Genomic DNA, 16172 nt, shown 5'->3' on the forward strand with positions numbered 1-16172 from the left:
GGCCCGTTCCCCAAGAGAGGTGCCCGATATGCGTCATTTCCATGCCGTTGCAAGTGCAGCGCTGATCGCCGTTGCCGCGTGCAGCGCGCCCACATCGAACGCCACCGCCAGCGAAGCCGCCAAGCCCGGCGACGCGATCGCGGCCGCGGTCGCCGCGCCGACGCGCACCCCGGCGAATGTCGCGCGCGACCAATATCGCCACCCCGCCGAAACGCTCGCCTTTTTCGGGGTGAAGCCCGGCGACACCGTGGTCGAGCTGTGGCCCGGCGGCGGCTGGTACACCGAAATCCTCGCGCCTTTGGCCAAGAGCGGCGGCGGCATGCTCTATGTCGCGGCGCCGTGGGAGAAGGGACTCAACCGCTTCAAGGCCAAGCAGACCGCCGATGCCGCGACCTATGGCGCGGCCAAGCTCGCCGAATTCCCGCAGACGGGCGCGAATCCCAAGGTTCCCGACGGCAGCGCCGATGTCGTGCTGACCTTTCGTAACGTCCACAACTGGCGCTTCGACGGCACCGACAACACCGCCAATGCCTTCAGGCAGATCTTCGCAATGCTCAAACCCGGCGGCGTGCTCGGCGTCGTCGACCACCGGCTGAACGAGAGCGACGATGCGGCGAAGGAGGAAAAGTCGGGCTATATGAAGGAAAGCTCGATCATCGCCTTTGCCGAGGCCGCGGGCTTCAAGCTCGCCGCAAAGAGCGAGATCAACGCCAATCCGAAAGACACCAAGGATTATGAGAAGGGTGTCTGGACGCTGCCGCCGGTGCTGACCGAGGGCGAGAAGGACCGCGACAAATATGTCGCGATCGGCGAATCGGACCGCATGACGCTCAAATTCGTGAAGCCCGCGAGCTGAAGCCGTTTGAGACCATAGACCCCGCGCTGCTGCTCAGCGCCTATGCGCAGGGGCTGTTCCCGATGGCCGACGCGGCGGACGACCCGTCGGTCCATTGGGTCGAGCCGCGGCTGCGCGCGATCCTGCCCTTGGACGGCTTCCGCCTGTCGCGCCGGCTGAAAAGGACCATCGTCGGCGAGCATTTCCACGTCACCACCGACCGCGCCTTCGCCGACATGATGGCGCTGTGCGCCGAGCCCGCCGCCGACCGCCCGACGACGTGGATCAACCCGGTGATCAAGGCAAGCTACGAGCGGCTCTTCCGCCTCGGCCACGCGCATAGCGTCGAATGCTGGCAGCAGGGCGCGCTGGTCGGCGGCCTCTATGGCGTGACGCTGGGCCGCGCCTTTTTCGGCGAATCGATGGTCAGCCGGGCGCGCGACGCGTCGAAGGTCGCGCTCGCGCATCTCGTCGCGCGGCTGATCGCGGGCGGCTGGCAATTGCTCGACTGCCAGTTCATCACCCCGCATCTCGAATCGCTCGGCGCGATCGAGATCAGCCAGGCCGATTATCTGGCGCGACTTTATTCGGTGTTGGCGGGGGCCGGCACGGTCGGCGCGGGCGCCGGCGCCGCGGCGGGCGCTGCTGGCGGAGTGCCTTCGCCACCGTTCGCGGCGGGCGACTGGGGGGCGCTGGACGCCTTGGGCGTAGCGGCACCTGACTCGGACTTGGGCACCGCGCGCGCGACGGGTTCGCCGCCCGGATATGTCATCGCGCAGCTTTTGACGAACACGTCGTAGATCGGGTGCTGGATCACGTTGCGCTCGGGGCGCTCGCGAAAGATCCAGCCCGAAAAGACGCGGTACCACTGGTCGTCGCGCTGGTCCTGCACCGTCAGCTGGACGAAGGCGCCGGTCTCGGGCGGATCTTCCCACGGCGCGGTCGTCTCGCAGGCGCGCAGGCGAACGATCGCGCGGCCGACGCGCGCGCTGTCGCCGGGCTTCATCTCGAGATCGCGGACGAGGCCGTTGCGCTTGTTGAGCAGGCCGACCACCGCGACACGCTCGGCCATCGGGGTGGCGCCCTCGATGCCGCCCACTTCGGCAGGCACGCGCTCGGACTTGGCGATCGTCTGGACGGTCGCGCTGCCCTTGCCCTTGGGCGCGCTGCGGTCGCAGCCGGCGAGCGCCGTCGCGGCGAGCAGCGCGACCAGCGCGGTCGGGATCGGGCGCACGCGCATGCGGTTCACTCGGCGCCGGGGCGCCACGCCTCGTAATCGCCGGTCGCGGCGGCGCGGCGGCCGCCGCGTTCGAGCGCGCCCGCGGGGCGATAGGCGCCCGTGCTGCCGGTCAGGTTCGCGGTCGGATCCTTCTCCCACGCGCGCGGCGCGGGCAGGACGTCGGCGGGAAGCTCGTCGAAGGTGCCGTGCAGCCAGCCGTGCCATTCGGGCGGCACGCGGCTCGCGTCATTGGGTCCGTTGTAGATCACCCAGCGGCGATTGCCCTTTTTCGCGCGGTGATAGGTGTTGCCGAGGCTGTCCTCGCCGACCTTCTCGCCGCTCGCCCAGCTGTTCAGCAGCGTGCCGACGGTCGCGCCGTCCCACCAGGTGAAAATCTTGCCTAAAATGCCCATGGCCGCGCGTTTACAGGCAAGCGGAGCGGTCGCGCAAGCGCCAAACCGCCTCGCCGCGCCCGATCATTTGTCTTTCCAGGTCACCGTCGCGCTTTCGTCGATGCCGAGCCGCGCCGCGGTGCCGCCCGCGAGCTCGAGCACCGCGCTCACCTCGCCGCCGCTGACCACGGGTTCCAGATTCTCGGGAATGGTGTTTTCGGCGATGCGGTCGATGCTGCCGTCGCTGCGGACGAAGATCATGTCGAGCGGGATCAGGGTGTTCTTCATCCAGAAACTGGCGAATTTAGGCTTCTCGAACGGAAAGAGCATGCCGCCGTCTTCGGGCAGGCTGGTGCGGAACATCAGCCCCTTTTCCTGTTCTTCGGGCGTCCGCGCGACCTCGACGTTGAAGACATGCGCCTTGTCGGCCATCTTCACCGTCACCGCGGTCGACGAACTTTCGGCCGCCGCCTCGCCGCCGGAACAGCCGGCGAGCGGCGCGGCCATGATCAGCGCTAGGGCGGGAAAAAGCGCACGCATCGGCATTCCTTTCGCCGGTTGGGACGTCCCAGCCCTAATCGCGCGCCGCTTCTTCGTCCAGCGCCGCCAGCGCCTCGTCGTCGCCGGGGCGAATCGCGAGGATGCGCCGCGCGAGGCCGAGCGAATGGCCCGCGCGCGCAAAGGCCGCGACCTGCCGCTCGCGCTTCGCCGGGTCGTCGACCGCCATAGTAGCAAAGGGCCCGAAACGACGCCGCCGCGCAAAGCCCAGCGCCGAAGACAGTGCCGCGCTCTCAGCGCTCTCGACCGCTTCGCCCGCATCATCGGGCGCGATGCCGTCAACGAAAAGCTGGGCCTTCACGCGCCGTACCCCCAGCCCACGCCGGGTCATCGCGGCGCCGCGCATCGCGGCATATTGCCGGTCGTCGACGAAGCCCAGCCGCTCGACCTTCGCAACCAGCGCCTCACACACCGCGACCGGATCGGCGTCGTCGCTCCATTCGGATTCGCGTATCTTTCTCGACAGATAGCGCATCAATTTGGCACGGCTGGTGGCGAATCGCGCCACATAGGCCAGCGCCAGCTCGCCGAGCCGCGCTGCGTCCAGGGGTTTTCTGGCCCGGTCGGATCGCGCGCGGGAGTTGACCATGCCATGTTTATGCCACAGTCGGGCCCGATTGAGAACGACCAGCGCCGCCATATCGGGCACCAATGCCTGAAAATAGGCGATTTGTTCCAACGATAAGGGATCGCGCAGCACGTATGGCCCAGAAAGATGACATGCTTGTTGCCGCGCGCCCCGCATCGCGGGATGCCGGAGCTCCTATGAACGATACAAAGATTGACGCGGCGGACGCGCTCGTGCCGACGCCGACCGAATGCGCACAGCCGCGCCGTTTTTCGGACTTCGCCACCGTCGGCGAAGCGCTCGACTATGCCGCCAGCGGCACCCGCGGGCTCAATTTCCACGATCCGCGTGGGCGTCTGGTGCGGCCCTATCCGTACAGCGAGCTCAAGACCGATTCGCTCGCCACCGCCTGGCGCCTGATCGCGGCGGGGGTGAAGCCCGGCGACCGCATCGCGCTGATCGCCGAGACCGGCGCCGAATTCGCCGCGCTCTTCTTCGGCACGATCTACGCGGGCGCCTGGCCGGTGCCGCTGCCGCTGCCGACCAGCTTCGGCGGGCGCGACAGCTATGTCGGCCAGCTCGTCGTCCAGCTGACCAGCTGCGATCCGACGATGCTGTTCTTCCCGCCCGAAATCGCCGCGATGGCGATCGAGGCGGCCGAGAAGCAGAATGTCGCGCCGATGGACTGGAACGAATTTGCCGCGCGCCCCGCGACCGAGGTGGCGTTGCCCGAACAGAAGTCGGACGAGACCTGCTACCTCCAGTACAGCAGCGGCTCGACGCGCTTCCCGCACGGCGTCGCGGTGACCCATGCCGCACTGCTCAACAATCTCGCCGCGCATTCGCACGGCATGAACGTCCAGGACAGCGACCGCTGCATCAGCTGGCTGCCCTGGTATCATGACATGGGCCTCGTCGGCTGCCTGCTCTCGCCGGTCGCGAACCAGGTGTCGGTCGATTACCTCAAGACCGAGGATTTTGCCCGCCGCCCGCTCGCCTGGCTCGACCTGATCAGCCGCAACGCGGGCACGACGCTCAGCTATTCGCCGACCTTCGGCTACGATATCTGTTCGCGCCGCGTGTCGAGCCAGACGCATGTCGCCGACCGTTTCGACCTGTCGCGCTGGCGCGTCGCGGGCAATGGCGCCGACATGATCCGCCCCGACGTGATGCAGCATTTCGTCGATGCCTTCGCCGACGCGGGTTTCAAGGCGAGCGCCTTCCTGCCGAGCTACGGCCTCGCCGAGGCGACGCTCGCCGTCAGCATCATGCCGCCGGGCGAGGGCATCGTCGTCGAACTGGTCGAGGAAACCGAGCTGTCGGGCGCCGCCAACGACAGCGGCCGCCCCACCCGGTATCGCGCGATCGTCAACTGCGGCAAAGCCGCGCGGGACATGCTGATCGAGGTCCGCGACGAGGCCGGCAACAGCCTGCCCGACCAGACCGTCGGCAAGGTGTGGTGCAGCGGCCCGTCGCTGATGACCGGCTATTACCGCGACCCCGAAGCGACCGCCGCCTGCCTCGTCGACGGCTGGCTCGACACGGGCGATATGGGTTATTTGTCAGATGGTTACATCTATATCGTCGGCCGCGCCAAGGACATGATCATCATCAACGGCAAGAACCACTGGCCGCAGGATATCGAGTGGGCGGTGGAGCAGCTGCCCGGCTTCAAGTCGGGCGACATCGCCGCTTTCGCGATCACCGCGCCGGGCGGCGAGGAGACCCCCGCGGTGCTCGTCCAGTGCCGCACCAGCGACGACGCCGAGCGCGCCGCGCTGCGCGAGACGATCCGCGACCGCGTCCGCGCGATCACCGGTATGAACTGCCTGATCGAGCTGATCCCGCCGCGCACCCTGCCGCGCACCAGTTCGGGCAAGTTGAGCCGGTCGAAGGCGCGCGCACAATATCTCGCCGGGGAAATCCAACCCTTTGCAATTGCAGCCTGATTCCGTTCCCATCGCGGGACGGAAAAAGCGATTTGCGGTGGGTGCATAGTTACTTTCGGGTAACCTCATTTCGCTAAACCGGGTCGGTGACCAGGGTGGCGAACGATCCGATTCCGACCGACGATATTCCCGTGCTTGCGCTACTCGGGCTGAACCCGCGCGACCAGGACATCGGCGACCTCAGGCAACTCCAGCTCGCGCCGCTCAAAGGGCGCGGCAAGCTGCGCCTGCTGATGGGGCTCGGCATGACGATCGTCGCGGTGCTGGCGATGCTCAGTACGGTACCCGGCGCGATCGTCGGCGGCTGGGCCGCCGCCGCTATCCTCTTCACCCTGTGGTCTTGGCATATGGTCTCGCGCCTACCGCTCGGCGAACTTCATCACTCGGCTGCCGCGGAATTCGCGCTCTGCCAACGCCACGCCGCCTATTCGGCGATCGTTTGGGCGGCGCCCTTCTGGCTGCAGGGCCTGTCGCCCTCACCCGACCATATCCTGTCAATGTGGAGCGTCGCGCTGCTGATGATGCTGACACTGGCGATCGTCGCGCACACGCTGCCGATGGCGTGCCTGCTGTTCATCATCCCCGTCAGCCTGTCCGCGGCGGCGGCACTGGTCGTCGCCGGCGCCCCGGCGCAGGCGGGGATCGCGGTGGCCGCGGGCGCCTTGCTCTCGGGCTTCTGCATCCGCTTCGCGCAGAGCCACGTCCGCTTCCGCCGCGCCGAGGAAGTGCTGCACGAAAAGACCGAGACGGTCAGCCTGCTGCTGCGCGAGTTCGAGGAAACCTCGGCCGACTGGCTGTGGCAGACCGACAACGCCCGCCGCCTTATCCATGTGACGCCACGACTCGCCTTCGCGGTCGGCTCGCCTGCGGACCAGCTCGAGGGGACCCCTCTGCTCCAGGCCTTGTCGGGCGATGCGTGGGAGACGGGCAATTTCCCCAAGAGCCTGCACGACATGGCCGAACGGATGAAGCGGCGCGAGAGCTTCTCGAACCTCATCGTTCCGGTGACAATCGACGGCTCCCCGCGCTGGTGGGAACTGTCGGCCTCGCCGCGTCTCGACGAGGCGGGCAAGTTCCTCGGCTTCCGCGGCGTCGGATCCGACGTCACCGAACAGCGCGCCTCGGCCGAGCAGATCGCCAAGATGGCGCGCTTCGACAATCTCACCGGCCTGCCCAACCGCCTCAGCCTGAACGAGGATCTCGAACGCGCGCTGACCCATGCGATCGAGGCCAAGACGCGCTGCGCGCTGCTGATGATCGACCTCGACCGCTTCAAGGCAGTGAACGACACGCTCGGCCACCCGGTCGGCGACAAATTGCTCGCGCAGGTCGCCGCGCGGCTGCGCAGCATGATGGAGCACAGCATGACCTGCGGGCGGCTCGGCGGCGACGAGTTCGGCGTCGTGCTCCACAATTTGCCGTCGGCGCAAGAGGCGGAGGGGCTGGCGCGCCGCATCATCGCGACCCTCAGCCGGCCCTATGTCGTCGATAATCATCAATTGTTCGTAGGCGCCAGCATCGGTTATGCGATGGGCCCGCAGGACGGCGCGACGGTCGAGACGCTGACGCGCAACGCCGACCTCGCGCTCTACAAGTCGAAGGACAAGGGCGGCAACGTCGTCGCCGGCTATGTCGCATCCTTGCATGCCCAGGCCGAAGAACGGCGCGTGATGGAACAGGAGCTGCGCGGCGCGCTCGATCGCCGCGAGTTCGAACTCTATTACCAGCCCGTCGTCACCGCCGCGGACGGCACGCTCAACGGGTTCGAGGCGCTGATCCGCTGGAACAACCAGACGCTCGGCAACGTCTCGCCGGGCCGCTTCATTCCGCTCGCCGAGGACAGCCGCCTCATCTCGCCGATCGGCGAATGGGTGCTGCGCACCGCGTGCCACGAGGCGATGAAATGGCCCTCGAACCTCAAGGTGGCGGTCAATGTCTCGGCCGAACAGCTCACCGATCCGGCCTTTGCCTCGGTCGTCGTCTCGGCGCTCGCGCAGAGCGGGCTGCCGCCGCAGCGGCTGGAGATCGAGGTCACCGAAAGCGTGTTCCTGCGCGACGGCGGCGGCGCGGCGCAACTGCTCGACCAGCTGATCAGCCTCGGCATCCGACTCAGCCTCGACGATTTCGGCACCGGCTATTCTTCGCTCGGCTATCTTAGGAAAACGCAATTCTCGACGATCAAGGTCGACCGCAGCTTCGTCGTCGGCGCCGCGAAGGGGGTCACCGAATCGATCGCGATCATCCGCGCCGTGGTGGCACTCGCCGACAGCCTCGGCATGTCGACGACCGCCGAAGGCGCCGAGAGCGAAGTCGAGGTCGAGACGATTCGCAGCCTCGGCTGCAGCAATATCCAGGGCTATTATTACGGTCGCCCGATGCCCGCGGCCGACGTGCTCACGCTCTTCCGCCCACCCGCGGGACAGGCCGTCGCCGCCGCCTGATCTATTCCTTCTCCCTTCTTGGGAGAAGGATACGCAGCCTTGTCGCGAAGCGATTAGGCGAAGTTGGATGAGGGTGATGGCGCGTCCTTGCACCGCTCGTTTCCGGCCGAGACCACACCCTCCACCGCTGCGACTAGCGAGCAAGCTCGCAAGTCTCGCTGCCTCTCCATCAAGAGGGAGGAATCGCCGGTTCGCGGCGGGTTGAGCCATCCCATCGACGAATCGAGCGGCCTTTCAAAAGGTTCCCCGGCTCACCCCGCCAAAGATGCGCTTCGTCGCGCGGCGGGTGGTTTGTTCCGCCCGCCGTGGCAGAGACACTCCAACGCTTGAAGACAAGCCAAACGGGGGTCGCTTTCCATGTCAGCCAGCCGCTTTTCAGCAGCCATCGTCGCATGCGTCATGCTGCTTGCCACGATGCTGACCGCCACCCCCGCCGCCGCCGCTTCCTACCTCCAGTGCGTTCCCTTCGCGCGCGCCGAATCGGGCGTCGAGATCCGCGGCAACGCCGGGACCTGGTGGGCGCAGGCCGCGGGCCAATATGAGCGCGGCGACGAACCGCGCGAGGGCGCGGTCATGGCCTTCGCCGGCACCCGCGCCATGCCGATCGGCCATGTCGCGGTGGTCAAGAAGATCGTCGGCGACCGTGAAATCCTGATCGACCATGCCAACTGGTCGCCGATCAACGGCCGCCGCGGCCAGATCGAGCGCAACGTCCGCGTCGTCGACGTCAGCGCCGCCGGCGACTGGAGCTCGGTCCGCGTCTGGTACGCCCCGATCGGCGACCTCGGCCTTCGCCCCAATCCGGTGCAGGGCTTCATCTATGCGAGCGGCACGCCGCGCAAGGCGCCGAGCTTCGAAGCGCCGGTGTGGGCCAAGAGCGACTGGCAGCCCGGCAACGGCCTCGAACTGATCGCCGCGTCGCTCGGCCAGTAAATTGCCTGGCGCCGCAGGCGCTATTCCATACGTCCGACAATTCGGCAAAGCCGACGGTCGGCTCTCGGGCGAAATGCGACATCTATAGCATCGTCATCCTGAACTTGTTTCAGGATCCATTGCCTGCCGTTTCCTTTGGCGCTGCGCCGGACGAGAGCTTCGGCCATGGATGCTGAAACGAGTTCAGCATGACGAGATTAGAGGGCAACTATGCACACCGCCATCGCGGCGCAGGCCCGCAGCCTACCCGGCCGCCTCAGTCTTCCGACGCCTCGCCGGCGTCCTCGCCGCCATCACCCTCGGCCACGTCCTCGAACCAGGCCTCGACTTCGCCCGACAGCTTGATCGTCATCGGCTGGCCGAAGCGGTCCTTCGACTTGCCCGCGGCGACGCGGATCCAGCCTTCGGAGATCGAATATTCCTCGACGTCGGTGCGCTCCTTGCCCTTGAAGCGGATGCCGATGCCGCGCTGGAGCACGTCCATGTCGAAATGCGGCGAGCGCGGGTTGGTCGACAGATGGTCGGGGGGCGTGTCGGTCATGATGGCAATTCCCATAAAAAGATGGCGCGGCCCTAGGGAGCCGCGCCATGCTCGTCAATCGCGAAGCGGGTTCGCGCCGCGTCAGAAGTCGCCCTTCAGCGTCACGAAGAACTGCTGCGGCGCCCCGGCGAGCAAGGTCTGGCTGTCGCCGCGGTTGGAGAAGCCGTTGGTGCCGATCGTCGAGATATATTCCTTGTCGAACAGGTTCGTCGCATTCGCCTGGATCGTCAGGCCGTTGAGCGCGCCTTCGGTGAAGCGATAGCCGATGCTGGCGTCGACGATCGCAAAACCGCCGACCTCGGCGTCGTTCTCGAACGAATAATAGCGCTTCGAGGTATAGTTCACGCCGCCGCGCAGGAAGAGATTGCCATTGTCCCAGGTCACCTCGCCCTTGGCGAGATGCTTGGGCGTGTTGACCACCGTCTTGCCCGCGGTCGCCGCGATCACGACATTCGCGGCGTTGACGACATCGTCCTGATATTCGGCGTCGTTATAGGCGTAGGAACCGAACAGCGAGAGTTCGGGGGTGACGCGGAAGGTGCCCGCGGCCTCGATGCCCCACGAGCGCACGTCGCCGACATTCTGCAGGATCGCGGGATTGCCCTGGATGCCCGAACCATTGGCGAAGGCGATGATGCGGTCCTTGAAGTCGACATAATAGCCCGCGACCACGCCCTGGAAGACGGGCGACTTGGTGCGGAAGCCGAGTTCGTAGGTGGTCGAGGTCTCGGGCTTCAGGTCGAGCGCGTCGAAGCCCGCCTGCGTCGTCGCGAAAGGCCCGCCGGTCGCCGAGCTTTCGAACGCGCGCATATTCTGGGTGAAGCTCGCGAAGACCTCATTGTCGTCGTTCAGGCGATAGAGCAGCCCCGCCTGCGGCAGGAACCAGTCCTTCGCCACCGTGCGGCCCGACGCGAGCCCCCCGGCGATCACCGGGGTCGCTTCGTTGGTGACCTTCAGCCCCTTCCAGCCCGCATTGATGCGGAACACACCGAGGTCGAGCGTGTCCTGCACATGATATTGCAGCGTCTCGGTCTTGAAATCGAACTCCCACTGGGTCGCGAGCGGATCCTTGGGGAATTTCAGGCTGCCGCGGCTCGGCGCGCCCGCGGTGTTGGCGAGGCCATAGAAGCGCCGCGCCTGGTTGAAATCATTGTCCTCGTACCACAGGCCGAAATCGACGGTGTTCGCGCCGATCTTCACTTCGCTCGACGCGACGACGCCGAAGCGCTCGATGGCATATTCGGTGGTGCGGATCGTGATCGGCGCGCCGCCCGGGGTGACCACGTAAGGCGTGAACCACAGGCCGCGGCCCTTGTTGTTGTGGTAATAGCCGGTCGCCTTCAGCGTCCAGTTCTCGCTGACCGGCACTTCGCCGCCGACGCCCGCGAGCCAGTCCTTGCGCAGCCCCGACGCGTCATAATAGGCGTCGTCGACCGTCAGGATCGGCGCGGGGAAGGTCTCGCCCACCCCGGCATAGGGCGCGGTGAAGGTCGAGCCCAGCGGCAGGCTGCCGTTGGCGACGCCGGCGTTGAACGCCGCGCGCGCCACCTGGTTCTGGTAGATTTGCGCGACGCGGACCGCGAGGTCCCAGTCCTTGGCGAAATTGTCCCAGTCGTAACCGAGGCGGTTCACCATCTCGGCGCTGAGATCCTGATAGTCGTTCTCGGCGCGGTCCGAATAGTTGACGAAGCCGAAGAGCTTGCCGTCGCCCACCGGCTGGACGATGCGGGCGTTGACCTGATGCTGGCGCTGGACGCCATCGCCCTTCCACTTGTCGGCGTCCTGCCACGCATAGCTGGCGGTCAGCATCGGCCCGCCGGGCGTGATCTCGCCGCTGTCGAGGCGGACATAGGCGCGCTTGGTCTCTTCGCTGCCATAGGTGCCCGAAAATTCGACCCCCATGTCGGGCTTCGGATCTCGCGAGAAAAATTCGATCGTGCCGCCGAGGTTGCTCGACGAGGCGGCGCCGAGCGCGCCCGCGCCCTGCGCGACTTCGACGCGGCCGACATTCTCGCTGATGATCGCGCGGCTGATGTGCAGGCCGTTGTGGTTGCCATAGCTCATGTCGCCCAGGGGGATACCGTCGAGCGTGAAGCCGAGCTGGTTCTGGCTGAAACCGCGGATCGAGATGCGCGACGACCATTCATAGGCGCCGAACGGGTCCGCCGACTGGAAATTGACCCCGGGCAGCTTGTCGATGGCCTTGAGCGGGCTGATCCCCGCGACCTCGAGCGCGATGTCGGCAGCGCCCAGTTCCTGGACCTGGCGCGCCTCGCCGATGCCGAGCACGACGATCTCGTCGCCGGCATCCGCCGCGGCGGCGCTTCCGGCGGCTTCCTCAGCGAAGGCCGGCGTTGCGGCCAGCAATGCGACCAGCGCGGCACCCGCGCGCAGGCGGTGGCTCTTATGTTGTGTCATCTGGAGAGTCCCCTTTGCCCGCGCCGAAATGACGTCGGGACGCGCCGGGGCTTTAGGCAGGCGATATTGCTGCGCCGCGGCACAGGCGTGACCCGATGATGACAGGATGGCGAAAGCGACTGTCACGAACGCCGCGCCCTTGCGGGGCCCGGCAAAGCTTGGCAAAAGCGGCGCAGGGTCGCGTATCGGAAAGTCCAGTCATGACGATACGCCGGGCGAGCCTCGCCCTTTCCGCCGCGCTGCTGGCCTCGGCCGCCCTGCCCGCTTTCGCTGCCGAACCACCGCCGGCCGTCTGCGCCGGGGACAAGAACCCGCTCTGTGACGATGCCGCGAACAAGATCGTCGGCGAGGCCGTCGATCGTTTCCAGGCGCTGGATGGCGCGGAACAGGTCGAGGCCGCCCTCCTCCTCGTCGATCTTGCGGCCAAATATCGCGGCCAGATGTCCAAAGACAATCTGTTCAGCCTCGACACCGGCCTGTGGATCTATTTTCGCAGCGACCGCGAACCCGGCGACGCCGAATATCGTCGGGTCACCGACCGGATGCGCGACTATGCGGCGCGCGCCGCGGCGGCCAAGGACGTCGAGGGCGAACTCTTCTTCCTCGACTGGATGAGCCTGGGCATCCCCTATGAGGATCGCCTGCCGCACGCCCGCCTGATCCACCGCCGCGCCGCCGAACATGGCCTGCTCGCCGCGGGTCCGGCGTTCGGCGCGCGCGTTCACCTCGAAATGTACGGCCGCTCGCTGCTCGAGGAGGGTCGCTATGCCGAGGTCGCGCGCGCGCTCGACGATACGTTCGCCGAACTGGCGGCGGCGGGGATGGCGACCGCCGACAATTGGGAATTGCAGCTGCGCTATGCCGAGGCGCTGACTTTGGTGCGCCGCGACGAGGAATCGGACCGCGCCTTCGACGCGCTGATGACGATGATGCAGGACCCCGCCTACAACGAGCATCAGCGCCAGTTCGCGAACAACCAGATCAGCTATTACCGCAATATTTCGGGCCGCTTTGCGGCGGCCGAGGGACCGGGCCGCATCGCCGCGACCGAGGGCGAGCGGCTCAACGGCCGCGAGGATATCGGCACCCAGAAGTCGCGCTATAATTTTGCGCTCGCGCTGCTCGGCCAGGGCAAGGCCGAAGAGTCGTTGCCCTATTTCGAAGAAGCGCTGCCGCTGCAGCTCGAGGCCGAAAAGGGCGAGTGGCGCGACACCAAGACCGACACGATCATCCTGCTCACCACGCTCGCGCGCGCCCGCGCGCAGGTGAAGGGGCGCGAGGCCGACGGGCTGGCCGCGGCGGTCGATGCCGCCGACCGACTCCGCCAGCGGCGCGATGCCGGGTTCAAGGGCAACGACGCCAATCCCGCTGTCGCGGCGCTCGCCAAGGCGGTCGCGCGCGGCACCCGCCGCAACCCGCAATCGGGCGCGTTCGACATGGTGCTCTTCGCCGGCTGGGCGGCGCGGGGTGGCGAGGCCGACGCGCTGAACCCCGCCTTCCTCGCGGCGCAGGACCTGACGCTGACGGACGCGGGCGATGCGATCAACGAGGCCGCGGCGCGCGACCTCGCCGGCACCGGCCCGCTCGGCGAGCTGGTGCGCCAGCGCCAGGACACCGCGCAGGCGGTGGTGTCGCTGAACCAGCGCTACCGCGAGCAATCGCTCGGCAAAGACGAGGCGAAGGCCGCCGCACTGCGCGCCGAACTCGACGCCGCGGCCGACCGGCTCGCCCCGCTCGACGCGCGCATCGCCGCCGAATTCCCCGACTATGCGACGCTCGTCACCCCCAAGGCGATCGACGTTGCCGCGGTGCAGGCCTTGCTCCAGCCCGACGAGGCGGTGCTGATGCTGCTCCCCTCGGAGGGCCATCATTATGCCTTCGCCATCTCGAAGACCGCCGCGCGCTGGCACCGCATCGACGAGGGCGCGGCGCTTGTCGCCGCCGACGTCGCGCGGCTCAAATGCCGGATCGACGAGAACACCTGTTCGCTTCCCGACTATAATGCACTGCTCGAAGCGCAGGAGCGCGGGGCGCCGAGCCCGGTCGACGAGCGCTATCCGCGCTACGACCGCGCCGCCGCGTACCGCCTTTACCGGCAGCTGGTCGCGCCTATCGCCGACGCGCTGCCCGAGGGCGGGCGCATCTATACCGTCGCGAGCGGACCGATCGCCGGGCTGCCGCTTGCCGCGCTCGTCGCGAGTCCGCCCGCGGGCGACGCCGAAAGCGGCGCGGTCGCCGATCTCGCCGCGACCGACTGGCTCGCGCGCCATTATCGCTTCGTCACCTTGCCCTCGGTCAGCGCGCTCGCGCTCGCGCAGCGCGCCGACCCGCCCGCCGCGGCGTCGCGCCGCCCCGAACTCGTCGCCTATGGTGCGCCGACGCTCGCCGGCAGCGGCAAGGGCGCCGCGCGCGGCGAAGGCGCCCCGCTGCGCAAGCGCGGCGGTGTGGGCGTGCGCGCCGCCGGGCTGACGCTCGCCGACGGCGACAAGACGATGGCGTCGGTCGACCGGCTGCGCCGGCTCGACCCGCTGCCCGGCACCGTCGTCGAGCTCACCAAATTGTCGGCGGCGATCTCGCGCGGCGGCGGCGTCCGCCTCGGTCCGAAAGCCACCGAGAGCGCGGTCAAGGCCGACCGCGAGCTGCCGCGCGCGATTTCGGTGGTGTTCGCCACCCACGGCTTGCTGCCCGGCGAGATGGGCACCGGCTCCGAACCGGGCCTCGTGCTGACCCCGCCGGGCAAGGCGAGCCTGACCGACGACGGGCTGCTCACCGCGAGCGAGGCGGCGGCGCTATCGCTGTCGGCGCGCTGGGTCGTGCTGTCGGCGTGCAACACCGCGACCCCGGGGGTCGAGGCGGGGGCGAGCGGCGAATCGCTGTCGAGCCTCGCGCGCAGTTTCCTCTACGCGGGCGCCGACAATCTTCTCGCGAGCCACTGGCGCGTGGCCGACGATGCGACCGCGGCGCTCACCGTCGAGGCGCTCGCGAACCGCAGCGCCTCGCCCGCCACGGCGCTCGCCGCGGCGATGGAGGCGGTGCGCACCGGCAAGCGCACCGACGGCACCGCGGTCGAGGGCTGGGCGCCGCACTGGGCACATCCCGCAAGCTGGGCGCCCTTCACGCTGGTGACCAACCGCGACCGCTGATCGGTCGATTCCGTGCCGCCTTGGGACAGGCGGCACGGCACACCCCGAGCCTGCACCGGTCCACCAAGAAAAAGAGCGTTAATCGCGGCGATATTTATAGCGTACGCAAAGCCGCGCGGCGCGTGCGAATCGATGGCTATCGTCCGTGGTAAACTACATTTAACCATATGAAAAACAGGAACTAATTCTTCAGGTCAAGCCTTTCGGCGAAAGGGGGGCGAAACGCTCGAAGGAGAAGTTCGATGCCTGCATCTCGCCCTGTTTTCCGTGCGTCCCATCTCATCCTCATCCCCGCGGTCTTCGCGCTCGCGGCCTGCGAGTCCTCGGGTAATTACCGCGTCGGCGGCGTCGGCCCCGGCGGCGCCACCGGCGTCGCCGGGCCAGCGGGCCCTGCCGGCCCGACCGGTGCGACGGGTCCCGCTGGTCCGCAAGGTCCCGCAGGTCCGGCAGGCGCCAATGGCCTCAGCCTCGGCAATGCCGGCGCGCTCGCGGTCGGCGGCCTCGTCGGGCCCGGCGGCCTCGCGGGCACCGGGCTGCTCGCCAACACCGGCGACCCCAAGGCCACCAACCCGGTCATCTCGGGCGTGCTCATCAAGTCGGGCAGTCTGGTCAATGTCGTCGCCGACAAGGGCCTGCTCCTCGCGAGCGCGGTCGACGGCAAGCTGCCCGGCAGCACCCCGCTGGTTGGCACCGTCATCGGCGTCGTCAAGGCGACCGGGGTCAGCCTGGTCCAGACCGGCGAGGGCAAGCAATATCTGGTCGACGGCCTCGCCGCCGCGCCGGGGCAGCTGGTTACCGCGACGATCGGCAAGGCGACCGTCGTCGGTTCGCCCGGCGCGTCGCCACTGATCGGCGCGAGCATCCTCTCGCCCGGCCAGAAGACCGGTTCGCTGCTCACCGTCGGGGTCGGCAGCAACGGTCAGCTTGTCACGCTCGGCCAAGGCAATGGCTCGCTGCTCGGCGGGCTCGGCAGCCACGGCACCGGCAACAGCGCGGGCCAGCCGACCGCGCTCGTCGGCAATCTCGTCACCGGGGTCACCGGCAAACTCGGCGAGATCAAGGGCACGCCCGCGGGCGGCAGCAACGCCGGCGGCGCCAATGTCGTTACCGGACTCACCGGCACGGTCACCGGGGCGCTCGGCGGCCTCGGCAAGCCCAAGGGCAATTGAGCCCGC

At 67.9% G+C, this 16172-nt stretch carries 12 protein-coding genes and 1 pseudogene; 7 read left to right on the top strand and 6 right to left on the bottom strand.

Annotated features, from left to right (window positions below):
• Positions 1-28 precede the first annotated feature (28 nt).
• The gene (locus BWQ93_RS13675; RefSeq protein WP_077031030.1) at positions 29-856 is read left to right on the top strand and encodes a class I SAM-dependent methyltransferase; all 828 of its coding nucleotides are present in this window, start codon (positions 29-31) and stop codon (positions 854-856) included.
• Positions 853-1635 (top strand): leucyl/phenylalanyl-tRNA--protein transferase, encoded by a 783-nt coding sequence (aat, locus tag BWQ93_RS13680; protein WP_083720889.1) that lies wholly within the window; start codon positions 853-855, stop codon positions 1633-1635. The genes BWQ93_RS13675 and aat overlap by 4 nt, the downstream gene beginning before the upstream one ends.
• Before the next feature lie 35 nt (positions 1636-1670).
• On the opposite strand, the pseudogene BWQ93_RS21470 reads toward aat, so the two are convergent.
• The 4 genes and pseudogenes from BWQ93_RS21470 to BWQ93_RS13700 form a co-directional block, all read right to left on the bottom strand.
• Positions 1671-2075 (bottom strand): annotated as a pseudogene (locus tag BWQ93_RS21470) (DUF2155 domain-containing protein); the annotation flags it as partial.
• Between the two features lie 5 nt (positions 2076-2080).
• On the bottom strand, positions 2081-2467 hold the full coding sequence (locus tag BWQ93_RS13690) for an NADH:ubiquinone oxidoreductase subunit NDUFA12 (protein WP_077031033.1): 387 nt from the start codon (positions 2465-2467) through the stop codon (positions 2081-2083).
• 63 nt (positions 2468-2530) lie between these two features.
• Positions 2531-2986, bottom strand: a complete 456-nt coding sequence (locus tag BWQ93_RS13695; RefSeq protein ID WP_083721191.1) for a DUF192 domain-containing protein — start codon at positions 2984-2986, stop codon at positions 2531-2533.
• A gap of 34 nt (positions 2987-3020) precedes the next feature.
• Positions 3021-3749, bottom strand: coding sequence for a regulatory protein RecX (locus BWQ93_RS13700; protein ID WP_335693636.1), 729 nt, complete (start codon positions 3747-3749; stop codon positions 3021-3023).
• Positions 3750-3769: 20 nt separating this feature from the next.
• Here BWQ93_RS13700 and BWQ93_RS13705 point away from each other — a divergent pair, with 20 nt between their 5' ends.
• The 3 genes from BWQ93_RS13705 (at position 3770) to BWQ93_RS13715 (ending at position 8895) form a co-directional block, all read left to right on the top strand.
• Entirely contained in the window at positions 3770-5521 is a 1752-nt protein-coding gene (locus BWQ93_RS13705) for a fatty acyl-AMP ligase (protein WP_077031035.1), read from the top strand.
• 86 nt (positions 5522-5607) lie between these two features.
• Entirely contained in the window at positions 5608-7962 is a 2355-nt protein-coding gene (locus BWQ93_RS13710; protein ID WP_083720890.1) for a putative bifunctional diguanylate cyclase/phosphodiesterase, read from the top strand.
• A 399-nt stretch (positions 7963-8361) separates the two neighbouring features.
• Complete coding sequence (locus BWQ93_RS13715; protein ID WP_083720892.1) at positions 8362-8895, top strand: CHAP domain-containing protein; 534 nt, start codon at positions 8362-8364, stop codon at positions 8893-8895.
• Positions 8896-9151: 256 nt separating this feature from the next.
• Here the strand turns inward: BWQ93_RS13715 and BWQ93_RS13720 are convergent, their stop codons facing one another.
• Both BWQ93_RS13720 and BWQ93_RS13725 read right to left on the bottom strand, forming a co-directional pair.
• Positions 9152-9436 carry a DUF3297 family protein gene (locus BWQ93_RS13720; RefSeq protein ID WP_077032415.1) on the bottom strand — a complete coding sequence of 95 codons (285 nt, stop codon included), beginning with the start codon at positions 9434-9436 and terminating at the stop codon, positions 9152-9154.
• A gap of 81 nt (positions 9437-9517) precedes the next feature.
• Positions 9518-11854: a TonB-dependent receptor gene (locus BWQ93_RS13725; protein ID WP_077031037.1), complete on the bottom strand. Its 2337-nt coding sequence runs from the start codon at positions 11852-11854 to the stop codon at positions 9518-9520.
• 200 nt (positions 11855-12054) lie between these two features.
• On the opposite strand from BWQ93_RS13725, the gene BWQ93_RS13730 reads away from it, so the two are divergent.
• Positions 12055-14997 (top strand): CHAT domain-containing protein, encoded by a 2943-nt coding sequence (locus BWQ93_RS13730; RefSeq protein WP_077031038.1) that lies wholly within the window; start codon positions 12055-12057, stop codon positions 14995-14997.
• A gap of 242 nt (positions 14998-15239) precedes the next feature.
• Positions 15240-16166, top strand: coding sequence for a collagen-like protein (locus tag BWQ93_RS13735; RefSeq protein ID WP_077031039.1), 927 nt, complete (start codon positions 15240-15242; stop codon positions 16164-16166).
• Positions 16167-16172 lie beyond the last annotated feature (6 nt).

It is taken from the genome of Sphingopyxis sp. QXT-31 (genome assembly GCF_001984035.1).
Lineage (GTDB): Bacteria > Pseudomonadota > Alphaproteobacteria > Sphingomonadales > Sphingomonadaceae > Sphingopyxis.

Excerpts from the sequence above, each read along its gene's own strand:
- BWQ93_RS13690 (WP_077031033.1), bottom strand. The coding sequence starts at position 2,467 with ATGGGCATTTTAGGCAAGATTTTCACCTGGTGGGACGGCGCGACCGTC.
- BWQ93_RS13675 (WP_077031030.1), top strand. The coding sequence starts at position 29 with ATGCGTCATTTCCATGCCGTTGCAAGTGCAGCGCTGATCGCCGTTGCC.
- BWQ93_RS13720 (WP_077032415.1), bottom strand. The coding sequence starts at position 9,436 with ATGACCGACACGCCCCCCGACCATCTGTCGACCAACCCGCGCTCGCCG.
- BWQ93_RS13715 (WP_083720892.1), top strand. The coding sequence starts at position 8,362 with ATGCTGCTTGCCACGATGCTGACCGCCACCCCCGCCGCCGCCGCTTCC.
- BWQ93_RS13725 (WP_077031037.1), bottom strand. The coding sequence starts at position 11,854 with ATGACACAACATAAGAGCCACCGCCTGCGCGCGGGTGCCGCGCTGGTC.
- BWQ93_RS13695 (WP_083721191.1), bottom strand. The coding sequence starts at position 2,986 with ATGCGTGCGCTTTTTCCCGCCCTAGCGCTGATCATGGCCGCGCCGCTC.
- BWQ93_RS13735 (WP_077031039.1), top strand. The coding sequence starts at position 15,240 with ATGCCTGCATCTCGCCCTGTTTTCCGTGCGTCCCATCTCATCCTCATC.
- BWQ93_RS13730 (WP_077031038.1), top strand. The coding sequence starts at position 12,055 with ATGACGATACGCCGGGCGAGCCTCGCCCTTTCCGCCGCGCTGCTGGCC.
- BWQ93_RS13700 (WP_335693636.1), bottom strand. The coding sequence starts at position 3,749 with ATGCGGGGCGCGCGGCAACAAGCATGTCATCTTTCTGGGCCATACGTG.
- BWQ93_RS13705 (WP_077031035.1), top strand. The coding sequence starts at position 3,770 with ATGAACGATACAAAGATTGACGCGGCGGACGCGCTCGTGCCGACGCCG.